Annotated in this window: 23 protein-coding genes; 4 read left to right on the top strand and 19 right to left on the bottom strand. The window is 70.1% G+C overall.

Annotated features, from left to right (window positions below):
* Window positions 1-19: 19 nt before the first annotated feature.
* The 4 genes from LUU90_RS20255 to LUU90_RS20240 form a co-directional block, all read right to left on the bottom strand.
* The gene (locus tag LUU90_RS20255) at window positions 20-616 is read right to left on the bottom strand and encodes a TetR/AcrR family transcriptional regulator (protein WP_275005679.1); all 597 of its coding nucleotides are present in this window, start codon (window positions 614-616) and stop codon (window positions 20-22) included.
* Window positions 613-1,161: a 2-C-methyl-D-erythritol 2,4-cyclodiphosphate synthase gene (gene ispF / locus LUU90_RS20250; protein ID WP_275005678.1), complete on the bottom strand. Its 549-nt coding sequence runs from the start codon at window positions 1,159-1,161 to the stop codon at window positions 613-615. Before ispF ends, LUU90_RS20255 begins: the two co-directional genes overlap by 4 nt.
* The gene (gene ispD, locus LUU90_RS20245; RefSeq protein WP_275005677.1) at window positions 1,158-1,874 is read right to left on the bottom strand and encodes a 2-C-methyl-D-erythritol 4-phosphate cytidylyltransferase; all 717 of its coding nucleotides are present in this window, start codon (window positions 1,872-1,874) and stop codon (window positions 1,158-1,160) included. The genes ispF and ispD overlap by 4 nt, the downstream gene beginning before the upstream one ends.
* A gap of 100 nt (window positions 1,875-1,974) precedes the next feature.
* Complete coding sequence (locus tag LUU90_RS20240) at window positions 1,975-2,457, bottom strand: CarD family transcriptional regulator (protein ID WP_116677014.1); 483 nt, start codon at window positions 2,455-2,457, stop codon at window positions 1,975-1,977.
* Window positions 2,458-2,761: 304 nt separating this feature from the next.
* On the opposite strand from LUU90_RS20240, the gene LUU90_RS20235 reads away from it, so the two are divergent.
* Complete coding sequence (locus LUU90_RS20235; RefSeq protein WP_275005676.1) at window positions 2,762-3,298, top strand: hypothetical protein; 537 nt, start codon at window positions 2,762-2,764, stop codon at window positions 3,296-3,298.
* A gap of 137 nt (window positions 3,299-3,435) precedes the next feature.
* Here the strand turns inward: LUU90_RS20235 and pstB are convergent, their stop codons facing one another.
* The 7 genes from pstB to LUU90_RS20200 form a co-directional block, all read right to left on the bottom strand.
* Complete coding sequence (gene pstB, locus LUU90_RS20230) at window positions 3,436-4,215, bottom strand: phosphate ABC transporter ATP-binding protein PstB (protein ID WP_275005675.1); 780 nt, start codon at window positions 4,213-4,215, stop codon at window positions 3,436-3,438.
* A gap of 52 nt (window positions 4,216-4,267) precedes the next feature.
* Window positions 4,268-5,212, bottom strand: coding sequence for a phosphate ABC transporter permease PstA (gene pstA / locus LUU90_RS20225; RefSeq protein ID WP_275005674.1), 945 nt, complete (start codon window positions 5,210-5,212; stop codon window positions 4,268-4,270).
* Window positions 5,212-6,228: a phosphate ABC transporter permease subunit PstC gene (gene pstC, locus LUU90_RS20220; protein WP_275005672.1), complete on the bottom strand. Its 1,017-nt coding sequence runs from the start codon at window positions 6,226-6,228 to the stop codon at window positions 5,212-5,214. Before pstC ends, pstA begins: the two co-directional genes overlap by 1 nt.
* A 135-nt stretch (window positions 6,229-6,363) precedes the next feature.
* Entirely contained in the window at window positions 6,364-7,464 is a 1,101-nt protein-coding gene (locus LUU90_RS20215; RefSeq protein WP_275005671.1) for a phosphate ABC transporter substrate-binding protein PstS, read from the bottom strand.
* 179 nt (window positions 7,465-7,643) lie between these two features.
* Entirely contained in the window at window positions 7,644-8,807 is a 1,164-nt protein-coding gene (pstS, locus tag LUU90_RS20210; RefSeq protein ID WP_275005670.1) for a phosphate ABC transporter substrate-binding protein PstS, read from the bottom strand.
* Between the two features lie 117 nt (window positions 8,808-8,924).
* On the bottom strand, window positions 8,925-9,623 hold the full coding sequence (locus LUU90_RS20205; RefSeq protein WP_274994982.1) for a response regulator transcription factor: 699 nt from the start codon (window positions 9,621-9,623) through the stop codon (window positions 8,925-8,927).
* Window positions 9,620-10,873 (bottom strand): sensor histidine kinase, encoded by a 1,254-nt coding sequence (locus LUU90_RS20200; RefSeq protein WP_275005669.1) that lies wholly within the window; start codon window positions 10,871-10,873, stop codon window positions 9,620-9,622. Before LUU90_RS20200 ends, LUU90_RS20205 begins: the two co-directional genes overlap by 4 nt.
* A gap of 271 nt (window positions 10,874-11,144) precedes the next feature.
* On the opposite strand from LUU90_RS20200, the gene phoU reads away from it, so the two are divergent.
* Both phoU and LUU90_RS20190 read left to right on the top strand, forming a co-directional pair.
* Window positions 11,145-11,792 carry a phosphate signaling complex protein PhoU gene (phoU, locus tag LUU90_RS20195; protein ID WP_274994980.1) on the top strand — a complete coding sequence of 216 codons (648 nt, stop codon included), beginning with the start codon at window positions 11,145-11,147 and terminating at the stop codon, window positions 11,790-11,792.
* Between the two features lie 127 nt (window positions 11,793-11,919).
* Window positions 11,920-12,660 (top strand): phosphoglyceromutase, encoded by a 741-nt coding sequence (locus tag LUU90_RS20190; protein ID WP_275005668.1) that lies wholly within the window; start codon window positions 11,920-11,922, stop codon window positions 12,658-12,660.
* Between the two features lie 42 nt (window positions 12,661-12,702).
* On the opposite strand, the gene mshA is transcribed toward LUU90_RS20190, so the two are convergent.
* The 8 genes from mshA to LUU90_RS20150 all read right to left on the bottom strand — a co-directional run bounded on the left by mshA (window position 12,703) and on the right by LUU90_RS20150 (window position 20,868).
* Window positions 12,703-14,040, bottom strand: a complete 1,338-nt coding sequence (mshA, locus tag LUU90_RS20185; protein ID WP_275005667.1) for a D-inositol-3-phosphate glycosyltransferase — start codon at window positions 14,038-14,040, stop codon at window positions 12,703-12,705.
* Window positions 14,040-15,140 (bottom strand): lactonase family protein, encoded by a 1,101-nt coding sequence (locus LUU90_RS20180; protein ID WP_275005665.1) that lies wholly within the window; start codon window positions 15,138-15,140, stop codon window positions 14,040-14,042. The genes mshA and LUU90_RS20180 overlap by 1 nt, the downstream gene beginning before the upstream one ends.
* A 110-nt stretch (window positions 15,141-15,250) precedes the next feature.
* Window positions 15,251-15,580 carry a histone-like nucleoid-structuring protein Lsr2 gene (locus LUU90_RS20175; protein WP_275005664.1) on the bottom strand — a complete coding sequence of 110 codons (330 nt, stop codon included), beginning with the start codon at window positions 15,578-15,580 and terminating at the stop codon, window positions 15,251-15,253.
* Between the two features lie 187 nt (window positions 15,581-15,767).
* The gene (locus LUU90_RS20170; protein ID WP_275005662.1) at window positions 15,768-15,950 is read right to left on the bottom strand and encodes a hypothetical protein; all 183 of its coding nucleotides are present in this window, start codon (window positions 15,948-15,950) and stop codon (window positions 15,768-15,770) included.
* A 40-nt stretch (window positions 15,951-15,990) separates the two neighbouring features.
* Window positions 15,991-17,520, bottom strand: a complete 1,530-nt coding sequence (gene lysS, locus LUU90_RS20165; RefSeq protein ID WP_275005660.1) for a lysine--tRNA ligase — start codon at window positions 17,518-17,520, stop codon at window positions 15,991-15,993.
* A gap of 101 nt (window positions 17,521-17,621) precedes the next feature.
* Entirely contained in the window at window positions 17,622-18,551 is a 930-nt protein-coding gene (gene nadC / locus LUU90_RS20160; protein ID WP_275005659.1) for a carboxylating nicotinate-nucleotide diphosphorylase, read from the bottom strand.
* Complete coding sequence (locus LUU90_RS20155) at window positions 18,548-19,249, bottom strand: GntR family transcriptional regulator (protein WP_275005658.1); 702 nt, start codon at window positions 19,247-19,249, stop codon at window positions 18,548-18,550. The genes nadC and LUU90_RS20155 overlap by 4 nt, the downstream gene beginning before the upstream one ends.
* A 101-nt stretch (window positions 19,250-19,350) precedes the next feature.
* The gene (locus LUU90_RS20150; RefSeq protein WP_275005656.1) at window positions 19,351-20,868 is read right to left on the bottom strand and encodes a hypothetical protein; all 1,518 of its coding nucleotides are present in this window, start codon (window positions 20,866-20,868) and stop codon (window positions 19,351-19,353) included.
* Between the two features lie 221 nt (window positions 20,869-21,089).
* Here LUU90_RS20150 and LUU90_RS20145 point away from each other — a divergent pair, with 221 nt between their 5' ends.
* Window positions 21,090-22,391, top strand: coding sequence for an NRAMP family divalent metal transporter (locus LUU90_RS20145; RefSeq protein WP_275005655.1), 1,302 nt, complete (start codon window positions 21,090-21,092; stop codon window positions 22,389-22,391).
* Window positions 22,392-22,429 lie beyond the last annotated feature (38 nt).

Genomic DNA, 22,429 nt, shown 5'->3' with positions numbered 1-22,429 from the left:
CCCGGCTCGACCGGCGCCGTCACGACTCCATCTGGTCGAACACGGCTTGTGCGAGATCCGCGAAGCCCGCCCGCGCGGCCTCGTCGTCCTGGTCCACCATCCAGGCGAGCTCGATGCCGTCGATGCGGAGTGCCGTCATGCGGGCCAGCAGGCCGATCTCGGTGCGGTACTTGACCCCCGCGACATCCGCCAGTCGCTGAAGGTACTCCCGCGTCATGGCGATGCTCTGCTTGAGGTGCGCCTGCGCGACCTCGCGCAGCACGGGCGTGCGCGCACCCGAGACCGCGAACTCGAAGGTCAGCAGCCGCATGTGCTGGTGCTGCTTGAGCCCGCCCAGCATCGCCTCGATGGCGGCCTCCGCCAGGTCCCCCCGCTCCGGCCCGGCGTCGAGCGCCGCCAGCACCTGCTCCGACGCGCGCATCGCGATGGCGCGGCCCATGGCGCGCAGCATCGCGTCCTTGTCGTCGAAGCAGTAGTGCACGGTGCCCAGCGAGATGCCGGCCTCCTGCGCCACGCGACGCACGGTCACCGCCTCGACGCCCTCACGCATGGCCACGCTCAGGCCTGCCTCGACGATCTCCGCGCGCCGTTCGTCGAGCGGTTTGCGCTTGTTCATGCCGTGCTCCCGACGTCGGGCACGACGAGCGCCGTAGCGATCGCCGCGACGCCCTCACCGCGTCCCGTGAGACCGAGCGCATCAGTGGTGGTCGCGGTGAGGGACACGGGCGCGCCGGCGGCGGCGGACAGAACCGCCTGAGCCTCGTCGCGCCGGGTGCCGACCCGCGGATGGTTACCGATCACCTGAACTGCCACATTACCGATCATGTACCCGGCAGCCCGGACGCGCCTCGCGGCTTCCGCGAGCAGGGTGGTCCCAGAGGCCCCTGCCCACTCGGGACGGCCGGTGCCGAAGTGCGATCCGAGGTCACCCAGGGTCGCCGCCGAGAACAGCGCGTCCGCCGCGGCGTGCGCCGCGACATCGGCGTCGGAGTGGCCCGCGAGGCCCCGCTCCCCCGGCCAGTGCAGGCCGCCGAGCCACATCTCGCGGTCCGAGCCGTCCGGCGCGAACGCGTGCACGTCGACCCCGATGCCGGTGCGCGGCAGGGGGTACGCGACCGGAGCCGGTCGTACGGTCTCCGGTGTGCTGGACGGATCGGTCATGCGTGGGTCTCCTGCAGCACGAGGGACGCGAGCCACAGGTCGCGTTCGGTGGTGATCTTGAAGGCAGCCGCGTCCCCGGCGACGATGTGAACCGGTTCGCCGAGGGCTTCGACAAGACCTGCGTCGTCGGTGGCCGCCAGGTGCTCCGCGGCGGCCCGCTCAGCACCCGTGCGGTGTGCGCGCACGAGCAGCTCACGGGCGAAGCCCTGCGGCGTCTGGACGGCTCGGAGCATCGAGCGGTCGGGTGTGCCGGTGACCAGCTCGGCGTCGCCGTCGGGGCGCACCTGCTTCACCGTGTCGGTGACGGGCAGCCCGGGCACAACGGCGCCGTGGCCGCTGCGGACAGCGCCCACGACCCGCTGGACGAGCTCGGGCGGGACCAGGGGTCGTGCGGCATCGTGCACCAGCACGACGTCGTCCCGTGGATCCGCGAGAGCGAGACCGGCCGCGACCGACGCCTGCCTGGTGGGCCCGCCGTCGGTCACCCGGACGGGGATCGGCACGTGCGGGTCCTCGGCCAGGAGGTCGGCCATGATGCCGACCAGGCCGTCAGGCGCGGTCACGACGAGTGAGTCCACGACGCCCGACGCCGCGAGGCGTCGTGCGGCGTGCAGCACGAGTGGAAAACCGTCCAGCTCCACCAGAGCCTTCGGCAGGTCGCGCCCTAGTCGGGATCCCGAACCGGCGGCCGTCAGGATTGCAAGGGTCGTCATCTCGTCCGGGTCCCCACAGGATCGTGATTGAAGCGAAGGATCCCTGTGGGGCGCGAGCACCGGGTACTGACTGGTACGTCAGACGGATCCTGTGGGTAAGTCAGGAAGCGAGGACCTCGTCGAGGATCGCTTCCGCCTTCTCTTCTTCCGTGTGCTCGGCCAGCGCAAGCTCGGACACGAGGATCTGGCGAGCCTTGGCGAGCATTCTCTTCTCGCCCGCGGAGAGACCGCGGTCGGCGTCCCGGCGGGACAGGTCGCGAACGACCTCGGCCACCTTGATGACATCGCCGGACGCAAGCTTCTCGAGGTTCGCCTTGTACCGGCGCGACCAGTTGGTGGGCTCTTCGGTGTACGGCGCACGCAGCACCTCGAACACGCGGTCGAGACCCTCCTGGCCAACGACGTCGCGCACACCGACCAGGTCGACGTTCTCCGCCGGGACCTCGATGGTGAGGTCGCCCTGGGCGACCTTGAGCTTGAGGTACATCTTTTCTTCGCCGCGAATCTTGCGGACCTTGATCTCTTCGATCAGCGCCGCGCCATGGTGCGGGTAGACAACCGTCTCGCCTACTGTGAACGTCATCTGCAGATGTCCCCTTTCCCTGAAACCAGGTTACCACGGCGTGATCTGCAGAACTTGCGCCCTTGGGGTTGCCGGTGTATCACTCGGAACGACGTTTGTGCAGGTCAAAGCGTTGCTGGAGGGGTAGTTCGAGGCGGTCACCACCCAATGCTCCGCTATCGGATCGTTCCGGAGCCGTGACCCTTACCACGCCCTGACCGGGCATTTCGCCTCTGGTCGCGATGCGCGGGCATACCCCGAGGACCACTAGGATATTGCGGGGATCCGCCCCCGCCCGAACCAGACGAACATCAGGGAGTTCACCGTGTCCCGTCGCGCCACCGCCGTCCGAGGCGCCCGCACCATCGCCCTCGCCGCGGTCTCAGCTACGGGGGCTCTCCTCCTGGCCGCCTGCTCGCCGACCACCACGACGCTGAACTACGACCCGTCCGACGGTGTCGGCGTCTCGGTGCTGGGTGAGGAGAACAGGAACCTGCGCGGCATCAACCTCATGGTCGTGTCGGCCGCTGAGGGCGAGGCCGGGAACCTGCTGGGCGCGCTCGCCAACGAGACCGCCGAGGACGCGTCGTTCACGCTGGAGGCGCCCGGCGCCTCCCCTGTCACCGTTGACGTCCCCGCCGGTGGCACCGTCTACCTGGGCACGGAGTCCGGCGAGGCCGTCGAGCTCGACGCCGTGGGCGCCGCACCCGGCAACTACGTCGCCGCGACGCTCACCGTCGGCAGCGACTCCAAGGAGTTCCAGCTGCCGGTGTTCGACGGCACGCTGCCGGAGTACGCCGATTACGTGCCGGCCGGCGAGACGTCGCCCTCCGCCTCGCCGTCGGCCTCCGCGACGGAGTGAGCTGAGCGGTCCCCGCGGCGGTGACGCCCCGGGGCAACGCCTCGCAGCAACGACGAAGCCGGTGGGTCCGGCGTGGTTCCCCACGCCGGACCCACCGGCTTCTGCCGTCCGGTCAGCCGACCGTCGTCAGCCGACCATCACCCGAAGCGGCCCGAGACGTAGTCCTCGGTGGCCTTCACGGCGGGCGAGGAGAAGATCGTCGCGGTGTCGTTCATCTCGATCAGGCGGCCCGGCTTGCCGGTACCCGCGATGTTGAAGAACGCCGTCCTGTCGCTCACCCGAGCGGCCTGCTGCATGTTGTGCGTGACGATGACGATCGTGAAGTCCTTCTTCAGCTCCTGGATGAGGTCCTCGATCGCCAGGGTGGAGATCGGGTCCAGGGCCGAGCAGGGCTCGTCCATGAGGACCACCTGCGGCTTGACCGCGATGGTGCGGGCAATGCACAGGCGCTGCTGCTGACCTCCCGAGAGACCAGAACCCGGCTTCTCCAAGCGGTCCTTGACCTCGTTCCAGAGGTTGGCACCACGCAGAGAGCTCTCGACAAGGTCGTCCTGGTCAGGCTTCGACATCTTGCGGTTGTTCAGCTTGACGCCCGCCAGCACGTTGTCCCTGATGGACATCGTGGGGAACGGGTTGGGCCGCTGAAAGACCATGCCGATGTTCCGGCGCACCGCCACCGGGTCGATGTCGTCCCCGTACAGGTCGACGCCCTCGAGCTCGACAGATCCCTCTACGCGCGCGCCCGGCGTGACCTCGTGCATGCGGTTCAAGGTCCGCAGGAACGTCGTCTTACCGCAGCCGGACGGACCGATGAAGGCAGTTACGGACTTGGGGTCGATCGTCATCGAGACACCCTCCACGGCGAGGAAGTCGCCGTAGTAGATGTTCATGTCGTTCACGTCGATGCGTTGTGCCATCGGTCTACTTCTTCCTTCGTGGTGAGCTGCGGCTGATGCGGGGGTCTGCGCGTCAGCGCAGCTTGGGGGCGAACCATCGGTTCACGAGGCGCCCGGTGATGTTGAGGAGCATGACGATCACGATCAGCACCAGCGCCGCACCCCAGGCATTCTGGTATGAGATGTCCGCGACACACTGCAGATCGCCCTCCTGGCAGGAGGCCAGGCCCTGGCTGTACTGCCGGTAGATGAAGACCGGCAACGTCATCATGCGCCCGTCGAAGGCGTTGAAGTTGATCGACTCGGTCACACCGACGGCGACCAGGAGCGGCGCGGTCTCGCCGATGACACGTGCGATGGCCAGCAGGATGCCCGTCGTGATGCCGGCCACCGAGGTGCGCAGCACCACCTTGACGATCGTCAGCCACTTCGGCACGCCGAGCGCGTAGGACGCCTCCCGCAGCTCGTTCGGGACGAGCTTGAGCATCTCCTCGCAGGACCGGACGACCACCGGGATCATCAGCACCGAGAGCGCGATGGAACCCATGATGCCCAGGCGTGTCCCGGGATCCAGGAAGATGGTCATGAACGCGACCACGAACAGACCCGCGACGATCGACGGGATCCCGGTCATGACGTCGACGAAGAAGGTCACCGACCGTGCGAGCGGCCCCCGCCCGTACTCGACGAGGTAGATCGCGGTCAGCAGCCCGATGGGCACCGAGATCAGCGTGGCCCAGCCGGTGATGATCAGTGTGCCCAGGATGGCGTGGTAAATGCCGCCGGACGGGTCCCCACCGTAGATCCCGCGCATCGAGTACGACAGGAACTCGGGGCTCAGCCGTCCGACACCGTTGACCAGCACCGTCCACAGCAGCGAGACGAGCGGGATCATCGCCAGGGCAAAGGCACCCCAGATCAGGACGGACATCGTTCGGTCCGTCGTCTTGCGACGCGGGTCGGCCGTGGTGAGGAGAGCACGGGTGTGCGCGGTCGCGTCGGTTGTCTCGACACTCATCAGTTGGCCCCCGAGAAGTCCTTGCGGCGCGCGACGATCGCGCGGGCGGTCATGTTCACGGCCATCGTGATCAGGAACAGGGCAAGGCCTGTGGCGATCAGCGCGTTGACGCCCAGACCGCTCGCCTCGGCGAAGTCCAGCGCGATGAATGCGGCGATCGTGTTGTGCCGGGCGGCGGCCAAGATCTCCAGCGAGTACACGAGGAATCCAGGACTGATGATCATGAGCACTGCCATCGTCTCGCCGAGCGCGCGGCCGAGGCCGAGCATCGCGGCCGACATCACGCCGGATCGGCCGAACGGCAGCACGGCGACGCGGATCACTTCCCAGCGGGTGGCGCCCAGGGCGAGGGCAGCCTCCTCGTGGAGCTTCGGCGTCTGCAGGAAGACCTCCCTCGACACGGCCGTGATGATCGGCAGGATCATCACCGCGAGCACCACCGACACGGTGGCGAGCACCTTGCCGGTCGCCGAGACCTGACCGGCGAACAGGGGGAACCAGCCGAGGTTCTCACCCAGCCAGAACCAGAACGGCTTGAGCACCGGTGCGAGGACCAGGAACCCCCACAGGCCGTAGACGACCGACGGGATGGCCGCCAGCAGGTCCACCAGATAACCGAGCACCTGGGCCAGGCGGGGCGGCGCGTAGTGCGAGATGAACAGCCCGATGCCCATCGCGACGGGCATCGCCAGCGCCAGCGCCAGCAGGGCCGCGAGCAGGGTGCCGAAGATCAGCGGCCCGACGAACTCCAGCAGTGAGGTGCCCTCGGGAATGCGCCCGACCGCATCGGACAGCTCGTCCTCGGATGCGGTCAGCGCGGGCCAGGCACGGATCAGCAGGAAGAGCGCCACTGCGGCAAGGGTTGCCAGGATGAAAGCACCGGCGCCGGTCGCGATCCACCGGAAGACCCGGTTGAATCCGCGTTCGGTCGTGCCCCGCCGCCGGCGGCGTGCGGGTGCCCGCTCAGCATGGTCCCCGGGCCGGGCCGGTCGCTGCGGGCTGTCGGTCGTCGTCACGCGATGTCCTCGCTGCTCGTTGTCACGTGTCACATCTTCGTTCATTCACGACCGCGCCGGTGGACGCCGGTCCGCCCCTGAGGGGCGGACCGAGCGCCCACCGGCATCGGTGCATGCTCAGACGTTCGGCCTGACTCAGCCGGCCGCCGAGATCGACTCGACAGCGGTCATGTACTCGGTGCGGAGCTCCTCGGCCACGGGGGCGGAGCCGGCGGACTCGGTGCCCTGCGCCTGGCCCTCGTCGCTCAGGATGTAGCTGTACAGGCCCTTGACGAGGTCGGCCGTCTCCTGGTCCTCGTAGGTGGCGCAGGCGATGTGGTACGAGACCAGGACGATCGGGTAGGTGCCCGGGATGTCGCGAGCGAGCTCGTACGCCCACACCGAGTCGGCGGTGCCCTCGACACGCGGCGACTCCGACACGACGGCGGCGGCAGCCTCGGGGCTGTACTCGACGAACTCGTCGCCGACGCCCACGGCCACCGTGCCCAGCTCACCGATCTGCGACGCGTCCGCGTAGCCGATCGTGCCCTCGCCGGCGGTCACGGTGCTGACCACGCCGGACGTGCCCTGCGCCGACTCCTGGCCATCGATCGGCCAGACGTCCTCGACCTCGAAGTCCCAGACGTCCGGGACCACCGTGCTCATGTACTCGACGAAGTTCTCCGTGGTGCCCGACGGGTCGGACCGGTGCACGACCGTGATGTCCAGGTCGGGCAGGTCGACACCCTCGTTGTGGGCGGCGATCGCCTCGTCGTTCCACTTGGTGATGTCGCCCTTGAAGACCCCTGCGATGGTCTCCGGGTCCATGTTGACCGAGTCGATGCCCTCGAGGTTGAAGGCCACGGCGACCGGGCTGATGTAGCCCGGGTACTCGATGACGTCGCTGCCACACTGCTCCTCGGCGGCGGCCATCTCCTCGTCGTCGAGCGCTGCGTCCGAACCGATGAACGGGAACGCGCCACTGATGAAGTTCTCGCGGCCCGTGCCGGACCCGGTCGGGTCGTAGTTCACGGTGACGTCGGGGTTCTGGCTCTGGAAGCCGGCGCGCCAGGCCTCCATCGCGGACTCCTGCGACGACGCGCCGCCGCCGCTGAGCTCGCCGGAAAGGCCCGTACCGGACTCAGAACCTTCGCCGCTGGGGTCGGCGCCGGGGTCGGACCCGCAGGCTGCGAGGCTCAGCGCGAGCGCGCCCACCATGACAGCGGAGCCAACGCGGGGGAATCGGCTGATCTTCACGTGTGTCGTTCCATCCTGTTCAAGTCGTACGCGCGGCGATCGCCGGCGCGTCAGTTGGGACGCTAGGCAGGTGGAGTGACCTGCTCACCAGGTCCAGGTAAACGGAGGGTGAACAAGCCCGCGTGGAGCGGGTGATCCGTAACACGCTCACCATGGCACGGCCTGGCATCATTCACCCGTCAGGCCCCGTCCCGGGGCTCTCCGGCGGCCTGGTCCTCCGGCCGTTCCCTGGTCAGATAGATGGCCTCTGCGGCCTCGGAGATCCACTCCTGGAGGTCGCTCGAGATGACCGCGCTGCCCGCCGCACCGGCCGCGCGCTCCTGGCCCTCGGTGGACGCGACGTACTCGACGAACTCCTTGACGAACCTGCCCTTGGTCTTGTCCTCGTACCGCGAGCACACGACCAGGTAGGAGACGAGCACCATCGGATAGGCGAACGGCTTGTCGATCTTCCGGTCGAGCACGAACGCGAGGTCGTGCTCGTAACGGTTCTCGATCCGTGGCGAGACGTCGACGACGGAGGCGGCGGCCTCGGCGCTGTACGGGACGTACTCCTCGCCGACCTTGATGGCGACGCGCCCGAGGTCGGACGTCGCCGAGGCGTCCGCGTAGGTGATGCTGCCCGGCGTGGACCGGACCGTCTGGGTCACGCCGCTCGTCCCGTCCGCGGCGAACCCGCCGGGCAGCGGCCACATGCCGTCCGGTTCGTGCGGCCACGCCTGCGGGGCGGTCTCGTGGAGGTAGTCGGCGAAGTTCTCGGTGGTGCCCGAGTCGTCGGCACGGTGCACCGGCGTGATCGTCAGGGGCGGCAGCTTCGCCTTGGGGTTGGCCGCGGCGATCGCCGGGTCGTCCCACCGGGTGATCCGCCCCGAGAAGATCCCCGCGATCACGTCGGAGGACATGTTCAGCCGGTTGATGCCCTTGAGGTTGAAGGCCACGGCGATGGGACTGATGTAGATCGGCAGGTCGATGGCGTTGCCGCCGTCGCAGGCCGGGCCGGAGGCAGCCATCTCCTCGTCGCTGAGCACGACGTCGGTGGCGCCGAAAGCGGTGCCGCCCGCGAGGAAGGCCTCCCGTCCGTCACCCGAGCCCATCGGGTCGTAGCTGATCACAGCGCCCGGGTGCTGCTCCTGGAAGCCGCTGATCCAGGCCTCCATCGCCGCTTCCTGAGAGGAGGCGCCTGCCCCGTGGAACTCGCCCACGAGCGCGGGCTCAGGCGTGGGGCCGGCTTCGTCGTCCGCACCGAGCCCCGGCAGCCCGACGACGCCGCAGCCCGCGAGCGGCACGACGAGGGCGCTTGCGGTGGCGGCAGCAAGGAGCCGGGTGTAATGGGAGGTGCTCACGGATCGCGAAACTACTCACGGGCGCGGTCTCGCGAGCAAACATCAGGTGAACGGAAGGTGACCAGGCGCGCGGGTCACCCGTGACGTGCGACACGCGGGTGCCGCACGCCGCCGGGCTCACCCCTCGTCGTCGGCCAGCTTGTAGCCCAGGCCACGCACGGTGAGGAGGTACTTGGGCGTGCCCGGGTCGGGCTCGATCTTCGAGCGGATGCGCTTCACGTGGACGTCGAGCGTCTTGGTGTCGCCCACGTAGTCGGCGCCCCAGACCCGGTCGATCAGCTGGCCACGGGTGAGCACGCGACCCGCGTTCCGCATCAGCAGCTCGAGCAGGTCGAACTCCTTGAGGGGCAGGGCCACGCTCTCGCCGGACACGGCGACGGTGTGCCGCTCCACGTCCATCCGGACCGGCCCGACCTCGAGCACACCGTCCTCGTCCTGGTCGGTCGAGTCGTTGGGCTGCCGGCGGCGCAGCACCGCCCGCACGCGGGCCAGCAGCTCCCGGTAGGAGTACGGCTTGGTCACGTAGTCGTCGGCGCCGAGCTCCAGGCCGACCACCTTGTCGATCTCCGAGTCCTTCGCCGTCAGCATGATGACCGGAACGTCGCCACGAGCGCGCAGCTCCCGGCACACCTCCGTGCCGGACAGGCCAGGGAGCATCAGGTCGAGCAGCACCAGGTCAGCACCCTCCGCGTCGTACGCAGCGAGCGCCGAGTTGCCGTCGGCGGCCTCGATCACCTCGAAACCCTCGCGGGTCAGCTGGTACGTCAGCGGATCCCGGTACGACTCCTCGTCCTCGACAACCAGGATGCGCGTCACGCACCTACCTCCTCGTTCTTCGTGGCCCCATGTGCTGCGGCCTTGTGCTGGTCGTGCTGGTCGTGCTCCTCCTGCTCTCCCGCTTCCTCGTCAGAGGTGCCGCGAGACCCGGCGTCGGGCCGGTCCGCGGACGGGATGCGCAGGGTGAAGGTCGAGCCCCGACCCGGCTCCGACCACATGGTGACGTCGCCACCGTGGTCGGCCGCGACGTGCTTGACGATGCTCAGGCCCAGCCCGGTACCCCCAGTGTCGCGCGAGCGCGCGGGATCCACGCGGTAGAAACGCTCGAAGACGCGGTCCTGTGCGTCCTCGGCGATCCCGACGCCCTGGTCCACCACGGCGATCTCGACCAGGCCGGCCCGCTCGTTCACCCCCACGCCCACGCGACTGGCGGGGCCGGAGTAGGCGACGGCGTTGTCGACCAGGTTGCGGACGGCGGTGACCAGGAGGTTGTGGTCGCCGTAGACCTCGGTGTCCAGATCACCGCCCATGGTGATCGCGATGTTCTTGGACTGCGCGGTGGTGCGTGCGCGGTCGACCGCCTCCTCCACGACCTCGCGGATCGGGACGGGGGTCAGCTTCGGCACGGCGCCGGCACCCTGCAGGCGCGACAGCTCGATGATCTCCTGCACCAGTGCGGACAGCCGGACGGCCTCGCGCTGCATGCGCTCGGTGAAGCGCCGGACGGCGACCGGGTCGTCCGCTGCGTCGGCCACGGTCTCCGCAAGCAGCGCCAGCGCGCCCACCGGCGTCTTCAGCTCGTGGGACACGTTGACCACGAAGTCACGGCGGATCGCCTCGACGCGGCGCGCCTCCGTCCGGTCCTCGGCGAGCATCAGCACCCGTTCGAGGCCCAGGGGGGCCACCCGCACCTGCAGCAGCACCGTGCCCTGGCCGACCGGGCCGCGGGGCAGCTCCAGCTCCTGCTCGCGGATCACGCCGTCGCGCCGCACCAGGGCCACCAGGTCGGTGATCGCAGGGTGCACCAGGGCGTCGTTGCGCACCACGCCCAGCGCGTAGGCCGGCGGGGACGCCCGGATGACCTCGTCCTCGCCGTCGAGCACGACGGCGGCGGAGCGGAGGACCGAGAGCACGCGGACGAGACCCGCGTCGAGCTCGTCGGGTTCGGCCTGAGGAAGGGCGTGCTGCTGCCGCTCGGAGACGCGGAAGGCCACGGTGGCGACCACGCCGACGATCACGCCGAGAATTCCGGCGACCAGCACCGGTACCCCGGAGATGATTCCGTCCACGACTCCAGGGTAGGTCGACGTTTCAACCGCAGGACGACGTCGGCGGGCGCTCGGACGATCGTGTCGCCTACTGTTCATGTCAGGGGGGAAGAGCGTTAACCTCCCAGTACATCGCGACGCCGAACCTTGGCGGGTGCGGGCGGTAGCCGTGCCGTGCGCCGTTCGGGACTTGTCCGGACGGTCGGCCTGGTCGCGCGTCGGCCTGCCCGCCCTTCGGCGGCGCGACAGCGGACGCGAACCGTCCGCGCGCCCCGAGTGCGAGAGGAAACCGATGCGACAGATCTTCGAAGCTGAGCTCCAGCAGGTCGGAGAGGACCTGACCGAGATGAGCAGGCTCGTGGAGTCCGCCATCACCCGTGCCGGCACGGCGCTGCTGGAGGCCGACCTCCAGCTGGCCCAGGAGGTGATCGCCTCCGACAAGACCATCGACGCCATCGAGGACTCCCTCGACGCGCGCTGCGTGCACCTGCTCGCGCAGCAGGCACCGGTCGCCACCGACCTGCGGGTGGTCGTCAGCGCGCTGCGCATGAGCGCCTCCTTGGAGCGCATGGGCGACCTCGCCCGGCATGTGGCCCAGGTGGCGCGCGGCCGCTACCCCGCGCAGGCGATCGTGCCGGAGGCACGTGACACCTTCGCGAAGATGCACGACGCCGCCGTCCGCGTGTCACAGCGCACCACCAAGCTGCTCGCCACGCGCGACCTCACGGTGGCCGAGGCCCTCGAGCGGGACGACGACATCATCGACGCCCTGCACCAGGAGACGTTCAACCTGCTCCTGGCGCCCGAGTGGCAGGGCACCGTGCAGGAGGCGGTCGACGTGACCCTCGTCGGCCGCTACTACGAGCGGTTCGGTGACCACGGTGTGTCGGTCGCGCGCCGCGTGACCTTCCTCGTCACCGGAGACTTCCCGGACGAGTAGGTCGGACGACCAGGTCCGACGAGCAGATCGGACGAGCAGGGCTCTCGCCGCCGTCGAACACGTTGTTGCCGCTTCCGAGGTTTGGAGGCGGCAACAACTGTTCGCGCGCCGATGGCAGGATGGAACCATGACCTACACCCTCGTGCTGCTCCGCCACGGCGAGAGCGAGTGGAACGCGAAGAACCTGTTCACCGGCTGGGTGGATGTCGCCCTCTCCGAGAAGGGCGTGGAGGAGGCCAAGCGCGGTGGCGCGCTCCTCAAGGAGGCCGGCGTGAGCCCGGACATCCTGCACACCTCGCTGCTGCGCCGCGCGATCATGACGGCGAACCTGGCGCTCGACGTGGCCGACCTCCACTGGATCCCCGTCAAGCGCAGCTGGCGCCTCAACGAGCGCCACTACGGCGCGCTGCAGGGCAAGGACAAGAAGCAGACGCTCGAGGAGTTCGGTGAGGAGCAGTTCATGCTCTGGCGCCGCTCCTACGACGTGCCGCCGCCGGAGATCGAGCTGGGCTCCGAGTTCAGCCAGGACTCCGACCCGCGCTACGCGGACGCCCCCGTCATCCGCACGGAGGCCCTCAAGCTCGTGCTCGAGCGCGCCCTGCCCTACTGGGAGAGCGAGATCGTCCCCGACCTGAAGGCCGGCAAGACGGTGCTCGTCGCCGCCCACGGCAACTCGCTGCGGGCCCTGGTGAAGCACCTCGACGGCGTCTCGGACGAGGCCATCGCCGGGCTCAACATCCCGACCGGCATCCCGCTGGTCTACGAGCTCGACGAGGAGACCCTCGCCCCGGTGAAGCCGGGCGGCACCTACCTCGACCCCGAGGCGGCGAAGGACGCGATCGCCGCGGTGGCCAACCAGGGCCGCTGACCACCCGTTCGCACGCCACGAGGCAGAGCCGTCGCCACGGTTCTACCTCGTGGCGTGGTGTTTTCGCGCCTGCTCGTAGACGTCCAGGATCTCGTCGGCGGCGCGGTCCCAGCCGAACCTGGTCGCCGAGGCCCGAGCGCCCACGGCCAGGCGGGCGCGGAGCGTGTCGTCGTCCAGGAGGCTCTTGAGGACCAGCGCCCAGCTCGCGGGCTCGTGGTCGGGCACGAGCACCCCTGAGACGCCGTCCTCGACCACGGTGCACAGGCCGCCCACCGCGGCCGCCACGACCGGGGTACCGGTCGCCTGGGCCTCCGCCGCGACAAGGCCGAACGACTCGCTGTGCGAGGGCACCGCCACCAGGTCTGCGGCCCGGAAGTAGTCGGCGAGCACCTGCTGCGGCACCGGGGGCCGCACCCGCACGTGGGCGGCCACACCCTCCTGGTAGGCGAGCGCCTCGAGCTCGCGGACGGCGGTGGGCCGGCCCGACGCCCCGCCCAGCACGACGAGCAGTGGCGGCCCCCCGTCACCCTCCGACCAGACCCGCTCCCCCAGCGCCCGTACGAGCACGTCAGGTCCCTTGAGCAGCTGCACCCGTCCCGCGAACAGCACGATCTTGCGGTCCACCGGCAGCGCGAGGCGCTCCCGCAGCTCGGCTCGCAGCGCGGCCCGGTGCCGGTCGGCCTCCGCCGGGTCTGCCCCGGACGCGTCCGGAAGCGGGGAGAACACCCCGAGGTCCACGCCCGGCTGCACCACGCGCACCCGGGCGGGGTCGGCGTGGTAGTCACGGACCAGCTCGGCCGCCTCCTGCTCGGTGTTCGCGACCAGGGCGTCGGCCTCGGCGACCACCTGCTCCTCACCGATGATCCGGCCCTGCGGCTCGGGGGCGTCGCCCGGCGCGAGGGACGCGTTCTTCACACGCGCCATGGTGTGCATGGTGTGCACCAGCGGGACGTCCCAGCGCTCCGCGGCGAGCCAGCCCACCTGGCCGGACAACCAGTAGTGGGTGTGCAGCACGTCGTACCAGCCCTCCGGCCGGTGCGCCTCGGCCCGCAGGACGCCCGCCGCGAACGCGCACAGCTGGCCCGGCAGGTCGTTCTTGTCCAGCCCCTCGTACGGCCCCGCCGACACGTGGACCACCCGGATGCCGGGCTCGGCGTCGGTCACCTTGGGCTGGGCCGACGAGGTCGCCCGGGTGTAGATCTCCACCTGCGCCCCGCGCCGGGCGAGCGCCCGGGACAGCTCCAGCACGTACACGTTCATGCCGCCCGCGTCACCCGTCCCGGGCTGCTCCAGCGGCGACGTGTGCACGGAGACCATCGCGATCCGGAGCGGTCGCGCCGCGTCCGGTTCGACCAGCCGTGGAGGCAGGCTGTCCCGCATCACGCCTCCAGGACGCACGCGGGCACGGGCAGCTCCAGTCGGTCCGTGATCGCGCCGTTGCCGGACGTCCGGTCCAGCCGGACCGCGATCAGCTCGTCGGTGTTCTGCGCGGCCACGACCACGATGCCGCTGTCGGCCAGGACCGCGTGGTGGCGCGGCCAGGCACCCGCACCGAGATCGACGTCGGCGACGTTCTCAAGGACCAGGTGCGCCATCGCACCGGGGACGGCGTCGTCGACACCGTCCGCTGTGGCAGCGGCGTCGTGCACCCGGAGCACCGACAGCACGTCCGGGCCGCGCACCCCCACGTGCACCAGGTCGCCGTCGACGGTGATGTGCGAGGGGTACCCGGCGGAGCCGTCGGGCATCGTGCGCGCGGTGATCGCCACCGACCCCACGTGCTCGAGACGGCCGGGGCCCGCGGGGACCAGGACGTGCAGCCGGCAGTCCAGCTCACCCACGACCAGGATCGTGCCGTCGGCCAGCTCCACCAGGTGGCGCGGGCCCGTACCGGGCGGCAGGACGGCGGCGACCTCGCCGCTCGGCGTCTCGTCGGAGACGGTGGCCCCTGCGTCCAGGGGGTAGGTGCGCAGCTGGTCGGTCCCCAGGTCGGACACGAGGACCCGGTCGCCCCAGACGTGCACGAAGTGGGCGTGCGGGCCCTCCTGGCGGTCCTCGACCGGCCCCGTGCCGGCGTGCGGGAACGTCCGGGGCACGGCGAGCGCGCCCTCCGGGCTCAGCCCGAGGACGGCGGCCACACCGTCCTCGTAGTTCGCCACCCAGGCCGCGGTCCCGGTCGCGACGACGTGGCACGGGCTCGCACCGCCCGAGGGGGCGCTGCCCGCGGGCGTCAGCGTGCCGGCGTTGGACACCCGGAACGAGGTGACCGCGCCGGGCGCCGCCTCCGTGACCGCCAGGAGCGTGCGCCCCGAGGGGTCCAGCGCCAGGAACGACGGCGCGGCCACCTCGGTGACGAGCTCGCCGCCGGTGAACCGGCCGTTCTCGTCGATGCCGACGCGCCAGATGCCCTCACCGGCGCCTGGGGCGTCACCCGACGTCGGATAGGTGCCGATCCAGAGGGCAGCGGTAGGAATGCTCATGGCGTCAGCCTAATGACGTTTCGCCCGTGCTCCCCGCCGGAATGCACGACGCCCCGGCCGCCCCCTCGCAGGGGCGCCGGGGCGCTATATGCCGTCGTGTCGGCGACGCGTCAGCCGTTGGCCTTCGCGTAGGCCTCCTGGACCTCCGCCGCGATACGACCACGGTCGCTCACGGTGTAGCCGTTGGCCTTGGCCCATTCGCGGACCGCGGCCGTGTCACTGCCGGAACGCGACCGGCGAGCGGTGGCGGTGCGCGCAACAGGCGACTTCACCTTGCGTGCGTGGCCGACCCACGAAGCGAGTGCGTCACGCAGCTGAGCCGCGTGCTCGGCATTGAGGTCGATCTCGTAGGAGACGCCGTCAAGGCCGAAGTTCACGGTCTCGTCGGCGGCACCGCCATCGATGTCATCTTCAAGAACGAGCTGAACCTTCTGAACCATACGGGTACTTCCCTTCCGCGCCACAAATTCCGGGGTTAGTTCGTGAGCATGCCGCACTCAATATTGACATGTCAATAATGAGCATGTGACACCGATCACGAAAACTTCACCCGGCGGAGTTGTAGTGCGGGGAGAAGTGCGGGGATTTGATCCGGAAGGTCGGCAAGGATAACCTCGCCCGCACGGCTCAGCGCGAAGGGGAATTACCCGTGTTTTCTGCCGTCGCGACCATGGACTCGCGATCCATTCGGTCGAGCGCCTCGCGCTCGTGACGGTCCGCGCGCATGATCTTGCGCATCGCAAACCAGAACAACAGACCGACGCCCACCGAGGGCGTGAGTCCGGCGAGCACCGCAAGCGTCGTATCCATCACAAGATCCTCACAAACTCGTCTGCGTGGTTCAAATTCCTCAGGCCTGAGGCTTCACCAGCGGGAAAAGGATGGTCTCGCGGATGCCCTGGCCGGTCAGCGCCATCAGCAGACGGTCGATGCCCATACCCATTCCGCCCGAAGGGGGCATCGCGAATTCCATCGCGGTCAGGAAATCCTCGTCGAGCAGCATGGCCTCGTCGTCGCCCGCCGCGGCCATCCTGGCCTGCGCCTCGAAGCGCTGGCGCTGGACCACCGGGTCGACGAGCTCGGAATAGCCGGTGGCCAGCTCGAAGCCACGGATGTACAGGTCCCACTTCTCGACCTGTCCCTTTTCCGAGCGATGGTCCCGGGTGAGCGGCGACGTCTCCACGGGAAAGTCCCGAACGAACGTCGGCGCCGACAGGTGGTCGCCCACTCGGTGCTCCCACAGCGTCTCGACGAGCTTTCCGTGATTAAGGATCTTCTTGTTGCCGACCTCGACATCGAGCCGCCCGGCGATCTTCTCGAGCTCCTCGACCGACGTGTCGCTGGTGATCTCCTCGCCCAGGCTTTCGGAGAGCGAGTCGTACATGCGCAGGTTTGCCCATTCCCCGCCCAGCTCGTACTCGGAACCGTCGGGAAGCGTCACGAGCGTGGTACCGAGAACGTCCTGCGCCGCCGTCTGCACCAGATCCTTGGTGAGTGCGCCGATGGTGTTGTAATCGCCGTACGCCTCGTAGGCCTCGAGCATGGCGAACTCCGGCGAGTGCGACGAGTCGGCACCTTCGTTGCGGAAGTTCCGGTTGATCTCGAAGACCTTCTCGACACCGCCGACGACGGCCTTCTTGAGGAAGATCTCGGGCGCGATGCGCAGGAAGAGCTCCAGGTCGTACGCATTCATGTGCGTCGAGAAAGGCCGGGCCGACGCTCCCGAGGCAATGGTCTGCAGCATCGGCGTCTCGACCTCGAGAAAGCTGCGGCGGTGGAAGTTCTCGCGCAGCGAGCGCACCACGCCGGCGCGCAGGCGCACCATGTCGCGTGCCGCCGGACGCGCGATGAGGTCCACGTAGCGCTGCCGGACGCGCGCCTCCTCGGACAGGTCCTTGTGCAGCACCGGGAGCGGGCGCAGCGCCTTGGCGGCCATCCGCCACTCGTCGGCGAAGATGCTCAGCTCACCACGACGCGACGCGCCGACACGGCCGTGCAGGAAGAGGTGGTCGCCGAGGTCGACGTCGGTCTTGAAGGCCGCGAGCGCCTCCTCGCCGAGCGCGGCGAGGCTCAGCATGCCCTGGAGGCGGTTGCCCTCGCCGTCCTGCAGCGTGACGAAGCACAGCTTGCCGCCGATGCGGATGAAGACCACCCGTCCGGCGACGCCCACGACGTCGTCCGTCTCCTGGCCCGCCTCGAGGTGGCCGTACGTCGCGCGGACCTCGGTGATGGCGTGCGTGACCGGGACGCCGACGGGGTAGGCCTCCGTGCCCTGCGCCAGGAGTCGCTCACGCTTCTCGCGCCGGATCCGCAGCTGCTCGGGCAGGTCGTCGGTCGGCGGGGTCGCGGCGTTCTCGGCAGCGGAGTTCTCGGTCGTCACCCGAGTGATTCTATCCGTGCGGATCACCCGCCGAGTGCGGGCTCGGTGCCCGGTCGACCACACCCGGAGGGCGGGTGCCGGGCGCTCGGCGAGCGGGCAGGTCAGGCGCGGAGGTCCAGGGCCAGGTCGAGGATCGGAGCGCTGTGCGTCAGGGCGCCCACCGAGAGGAAGTCGACGCCCGTCGCGGCGACCTGGCGCGCCTTCTCGAGCGTGAGGTTGCCGGTCGCCTCGAGCTCGACGTGCGCGGCGACGCCGTCCTGCCCCTCCCGCTCGCGGACGGCGGCCACCGCCTCGGCGAGCCGGTCCGGCTCCATGTTGTCGAGGAGCAGGAAGTCCGCGCCGGAGGCCAGGGCCTCCAGCGCCTGGGCGGTGGTGTCGGCCTCGACCTGGACCGGCACGTCCGGGAACATCTCGCGCACGGCGCGGACCGCCGCGGCCACCGAACCGGCGGCGACCACGTGGTTGTCCTTGACCATGGCCACGTCGTACAGGCCCATGCGCTTGTTCGTGCCGCCACCGGCGCGTACCGCGTACTTCTGCAGCGCGCGCAGGCCGGGTGTCGTCTTGCGGGTGTCGAGCACCTGCGCACCGGTGCCCTCGAGCTCCCTCGCGAAGGCGCGGGTCGCCGTGGCGACGCCCGAGGCGCGGCTGGCCAGGTTGAGCATGGTCCGCTCGGCCACGAGCAGCACCTGGGTGCGTCCGTCCAGCGACGCGAGGACCTGGCCCGCGGTGACTGCGTCGCCGTCCTGCGCGTGGAAGGTGACGTCCGGTGCGGGCAGGCCCAGGCGGGTCGCCACCTGGTCCAGGACCTCGCGCACCACCACGAGGCCCGCGAGCACGCCGTCCTCGCGCGCCACGAGCTCGGCGACCCCGGTGCCCGACGGCGGGATGGTCGCCTGCGAGGTCACGTCACGACCGGGGGTGGGTCCGAGGTCCTCGTCGAGGGCGATCTCGACGGTCCGCGCGACCCAGGCGGCGTCGAGCCCCGGGGTGACCGTGGTGGGCGTGTCGAAGACGGGGAGAGTGCTCACGGGCTCACCGTATCCGCCGCGCCGGGCGTCGGATCCGCGGCATCCGCAGCACCGGGCGGCCCGGCTCGGTCCACCATGTCCTGGAGCATGCGCTCCGAGTCGGTGAGGTAGCGGTTCAGGTCGGCCGCCGCGCCGTCGGCGTCGCCGGCGAGGAACCGGCGCAGGAGGCCTGCGTTGCGGTCCACGAAGCCGTCGAAGAAGGCCCCGTTGTCGTCGCCCAGCAGCCCGAACGACAGGCGCAGCTCCGCGGAGAGGTTCGCGTGCACGCGGTCGAGGCGCGCACTGCCCGCGAGCGCGACGATGCCCGAGTGGAACCGCATGTTGGCGGCGGCGATGTCGCGCCAGTCGCCGCCGAGCCGGGCGGCGAGGGCGGCGTCGACGGCGTCACGCATGGTGCGGGCGCCGGGGTGCGCCGGGTCGCCCGCCGCGAGCACGGGGACCTCGATGAGACGCCGCACCCGGTAGATGTCGACGACGTCGGGGAGGGTGGGCCGCGCCACGGCGACGCCGGCGTTGGGCCGCCGCACCAGGAGCCCCTCGTGGACCAGGATCCGGAACGCCTCGCGCAGGGTGTTGCGGGACACGTCGAGCGACTCGCTCACCGACTGCTCCGAGAGCCGCTGACCGGGGGTGAGCCGGCCGGTGACGATGAGCTCGCGGATGGCGTCCGCGCTCCGCTCCGCCCGATCCGCTGTCACGACCACATCCTACGGACCCCGACAGCTCGTTGAGTGCTGGGTATTTGCGGGTCCGGAGGCCGAATTCCCGCAAATAGCCAGCACTCAACGATGGGGGTGGGTCAGTCGGTCGTGTCGATCACCGCGTGGACCAGGTTGCGGGTCTGGGCGGCGATCGAGGTGCGCCACGCGTCGAACGTCGCGTCACTCACGCCGAAGTCGGTCTCGAAGTGCTGCATGCCCGGGGTGTGGATGTGCCCGGCCGGGATGTCGAGCCCGGCACGGTCCCGCAGCAGCGTGTTGCGGTAGGCGCTCTCGTTCGAGAGGTAGTTGCCGCCGCCCCCGTTGTACGAGCAGGAGCCCTCGGCCGGCGGCACCGGCGGCGTGGCGGGCGGGTAGGTGACGGGCGGAGGGCTGTTGAACGTCTCACGCACCGGCGACGAGCAGTCGGGGAACTGCGTGTAGCTGGTGTTCCAGACGACGCCGAAGGCCACCGACGGGTCGGGCCAGGTGTCGCCCGGCGGGCGCGGCACGTCGGCCCCGGTGTCGGCGGCGATCATCTCGGCGATCGGCAGGCTCGCCGTGGTCCACTGCGGCGGGTCCGTGAGCCCGCCGCCGCCGCCCCAGCGGTCGACGACCTGGATGTTGCAGCCGGGGTTGTCGATCGCGAGCTGCGGCACGCCGCCCACCGCCCGGCACGGCGCACCGTTGTCGTTGCCCGGGAAGGTGCCGTGGTAGCGGGCGTTCCACTGCTCCAGGTTGAACTGGGACCCGCCGGCCTGGCTGACCGTGAGCGACGCGTCGACCTGCCGGGGCCCCGGCTCCATGAACGGGCCGACGGTGTCCTCGAGGTAGCCGCGCTCGAACTCCGGGTAGCTCACCGGGAGCGTGTACGCCTCCACGTGGGCGACCTTGCCGTCGTCGGTGCGATAGGTGGTGCCGTCGAGCGACAGCGCCGCCGCACCCGAGGGGTTGCCGTACCGGATGTTGTTGCCCACGGTGCCCGGCGCGGGGCCGGTGGTCCCGCCGTCGAGCGTGAAGACGTCGAACCCGCTGACGATCACGCGCAGGACGTCGTCGCCGGGCGGCAGATCGATGTCGAACATGCCCCGCGCCGCCCTGTCGAAGGTCTCGATCAGGCCGGCCCGCTCGGCGTCGGTGAGGCCACCTTCCGGTGCCCACTGGCGCAGCACCGACATGGCCTCGACACGGGTCCAGTACAGCGGGCGGTCATCGCTGGCGGGCAGGTCGCCGCGGACGGTCCCGTTGCTCTGGGCCCGGCGGACGGCGGCGTCCCACAGGGCCTCGCCCTTGCGCTCGGCCAGCGCCGTCGCGCGGTCGAGCGAGTTCGTGCGGCACAGGGCCGCCGTGAGGGCGGCCGTGTACCCGCCGAAGCCGCCGCCCTCGATGATCGTGCGGGCGTAGGTCCGGTCGGCGGGAACCGCCGGGTCGGCGGCATCGGGCAGGCGGGCGGTCAGGCGGCTCTCCTCGACCGACAGCGGGATGCTCGGGTCGAGACAGGCCGCCCCGGATCCCGGCTCGGCCTGGGCTGCGGCCGGAGCCGCCAGCCCGGTGGTGACACAGAGTGCGAGGGCGGCGGCGCCTGCTCGCACCCTGTGGGCGGTACGTGGTGTCGACATGATGGATCACTTCTCCCCTCAGAGGTGGGTCGTGACCGACCGTAGAGGTTCGTTGAACAATCCAACAGACCTGAATGCGTAAACAGCTCGTGACCCAGGCTGTCCTCCAGCACTGGAGCCGTGTCATGATCGACAATGTTCTGCAATGCGGCGGAAACATCCGACGAGCAACATCCTGACTGTTGAACAATCCGGCTCACCACAACCACCAGGAGGACGCTATGTCCGACACGAGCCACGAGCCCACCACCCCGTCGGCAGAGACGCCGGCAGCGACGTCGGCAGAGACGCCGGCAGGCCCGCCGGCCGTCAGGATCAAGCGGTTCGCGTCCACGCGCAGCCGCTCCCTGCTGGGGGCCCTGTTCCTCATGGCGACGTCCGCCATCGGACCGGGGTTCATCACGCAGACGGCCACGTTCACCCAGCAGCTGGGCGCCGCGTTCGCGTTCGGCATCCTGGTCTCGATCCTGCTGGACCTCGCGGTCCAGATGAACGTGTGGCGCATGATCACGCTGACCGGAAAGCGCGCGAGCGTGCTGGCCAACGACGCCCTGCCGGGCAGCGGCTACGTGCTCGCCGTGCTGATCGTCCTCGGCGGCCTCGTCTTCAACATCGGCAACACCGCGGGCGCGGGGCTGGGCATGAACGCCCTGTTCGGCCTCGACCCCCGCGTCGGCGGGGCGATCAGCGCCGCCATAGCCATCGCCATCTTCCTCGCCAAGCGCGCGGGAGCCGTCGTCGACCGGGTGGTGATCATCGCCGGCCTGGTGATGATCGTGCTCACCGTGATCGTCATGATCATGTCCGGCCCTCCGGTCGGCGAGGCCCTGAAGCAGACGGTCCTGCCCGACACCATCAACTTCGCCACGATCACCACCATCGTGGGCGGCACCGTCGGCGGCTACATCACCTACGCCGGCGCGCACAAGCTGCTCGACTCGGGCACCGCGGGCCCCGAGCACATCCGCGAGGTCAACCGGGCCGCCGTCAGCGGCATCATCGTCACCGGGATCATGCGGTACGTGCTGTTCCTGGCGATCCTCGGCGTCGTGGCCTCCGGTGTCGTGCTGGACGTCGCGGGCAACCCCGCCGCCGACGCGTTCGGCGCCGCGGCCGGGGAGACCGGGCTGCGCATCTTCGGCGCCGTGTTCTGGATCGCCGCGATCACCAGCGTCATCGGGGCCGCCTACACCTCGGTCTCGTTCCTGCCGGTGTTCTCCTCGAAGATCGTCGGCCGCACCGCCGACCTGTGGACGGTGGGCTTCATCGTCGTCTCGCTGGCGGTCTACCTGACGATCGGCACCGCGCCGGCCACCCTGCTCGTCTTCGTGGGCGGCGTGAACGGCCTCATCCTGCCCATCGGCCTGACCTTGTTCATGTACATCGGCTGGTTCCGCGGCTCGCTCCTCGGCAGCGTCCGGTACCCCCGGTGGCTCCTGGTGGTCGGCACCGTGGCCACCGTGGTCACCTGGTACATGGCGGTCAACGCGGTAGGCCCGATCTTCGACCTGCTGTCCGCCTGAGCCCCGGCCAGGCACCCCCGAAACACCGATCTCCACGC

Origin of the sequence: Promicromonospora iranensis (assembly GCF_028994775.1) — a bacterium.
In the GTDB taxonomy this organism is placed as follows: domain Bacteria; phylum Actinomycetota; class Actinomycetes; order Actinomycetales; family Cellulomonadaceae; genus Promicromonospora; species Promicromonospora iranensis_A.
This window is presented reverse-complemented; position numbering and strand designations above follow the sequence as displayed.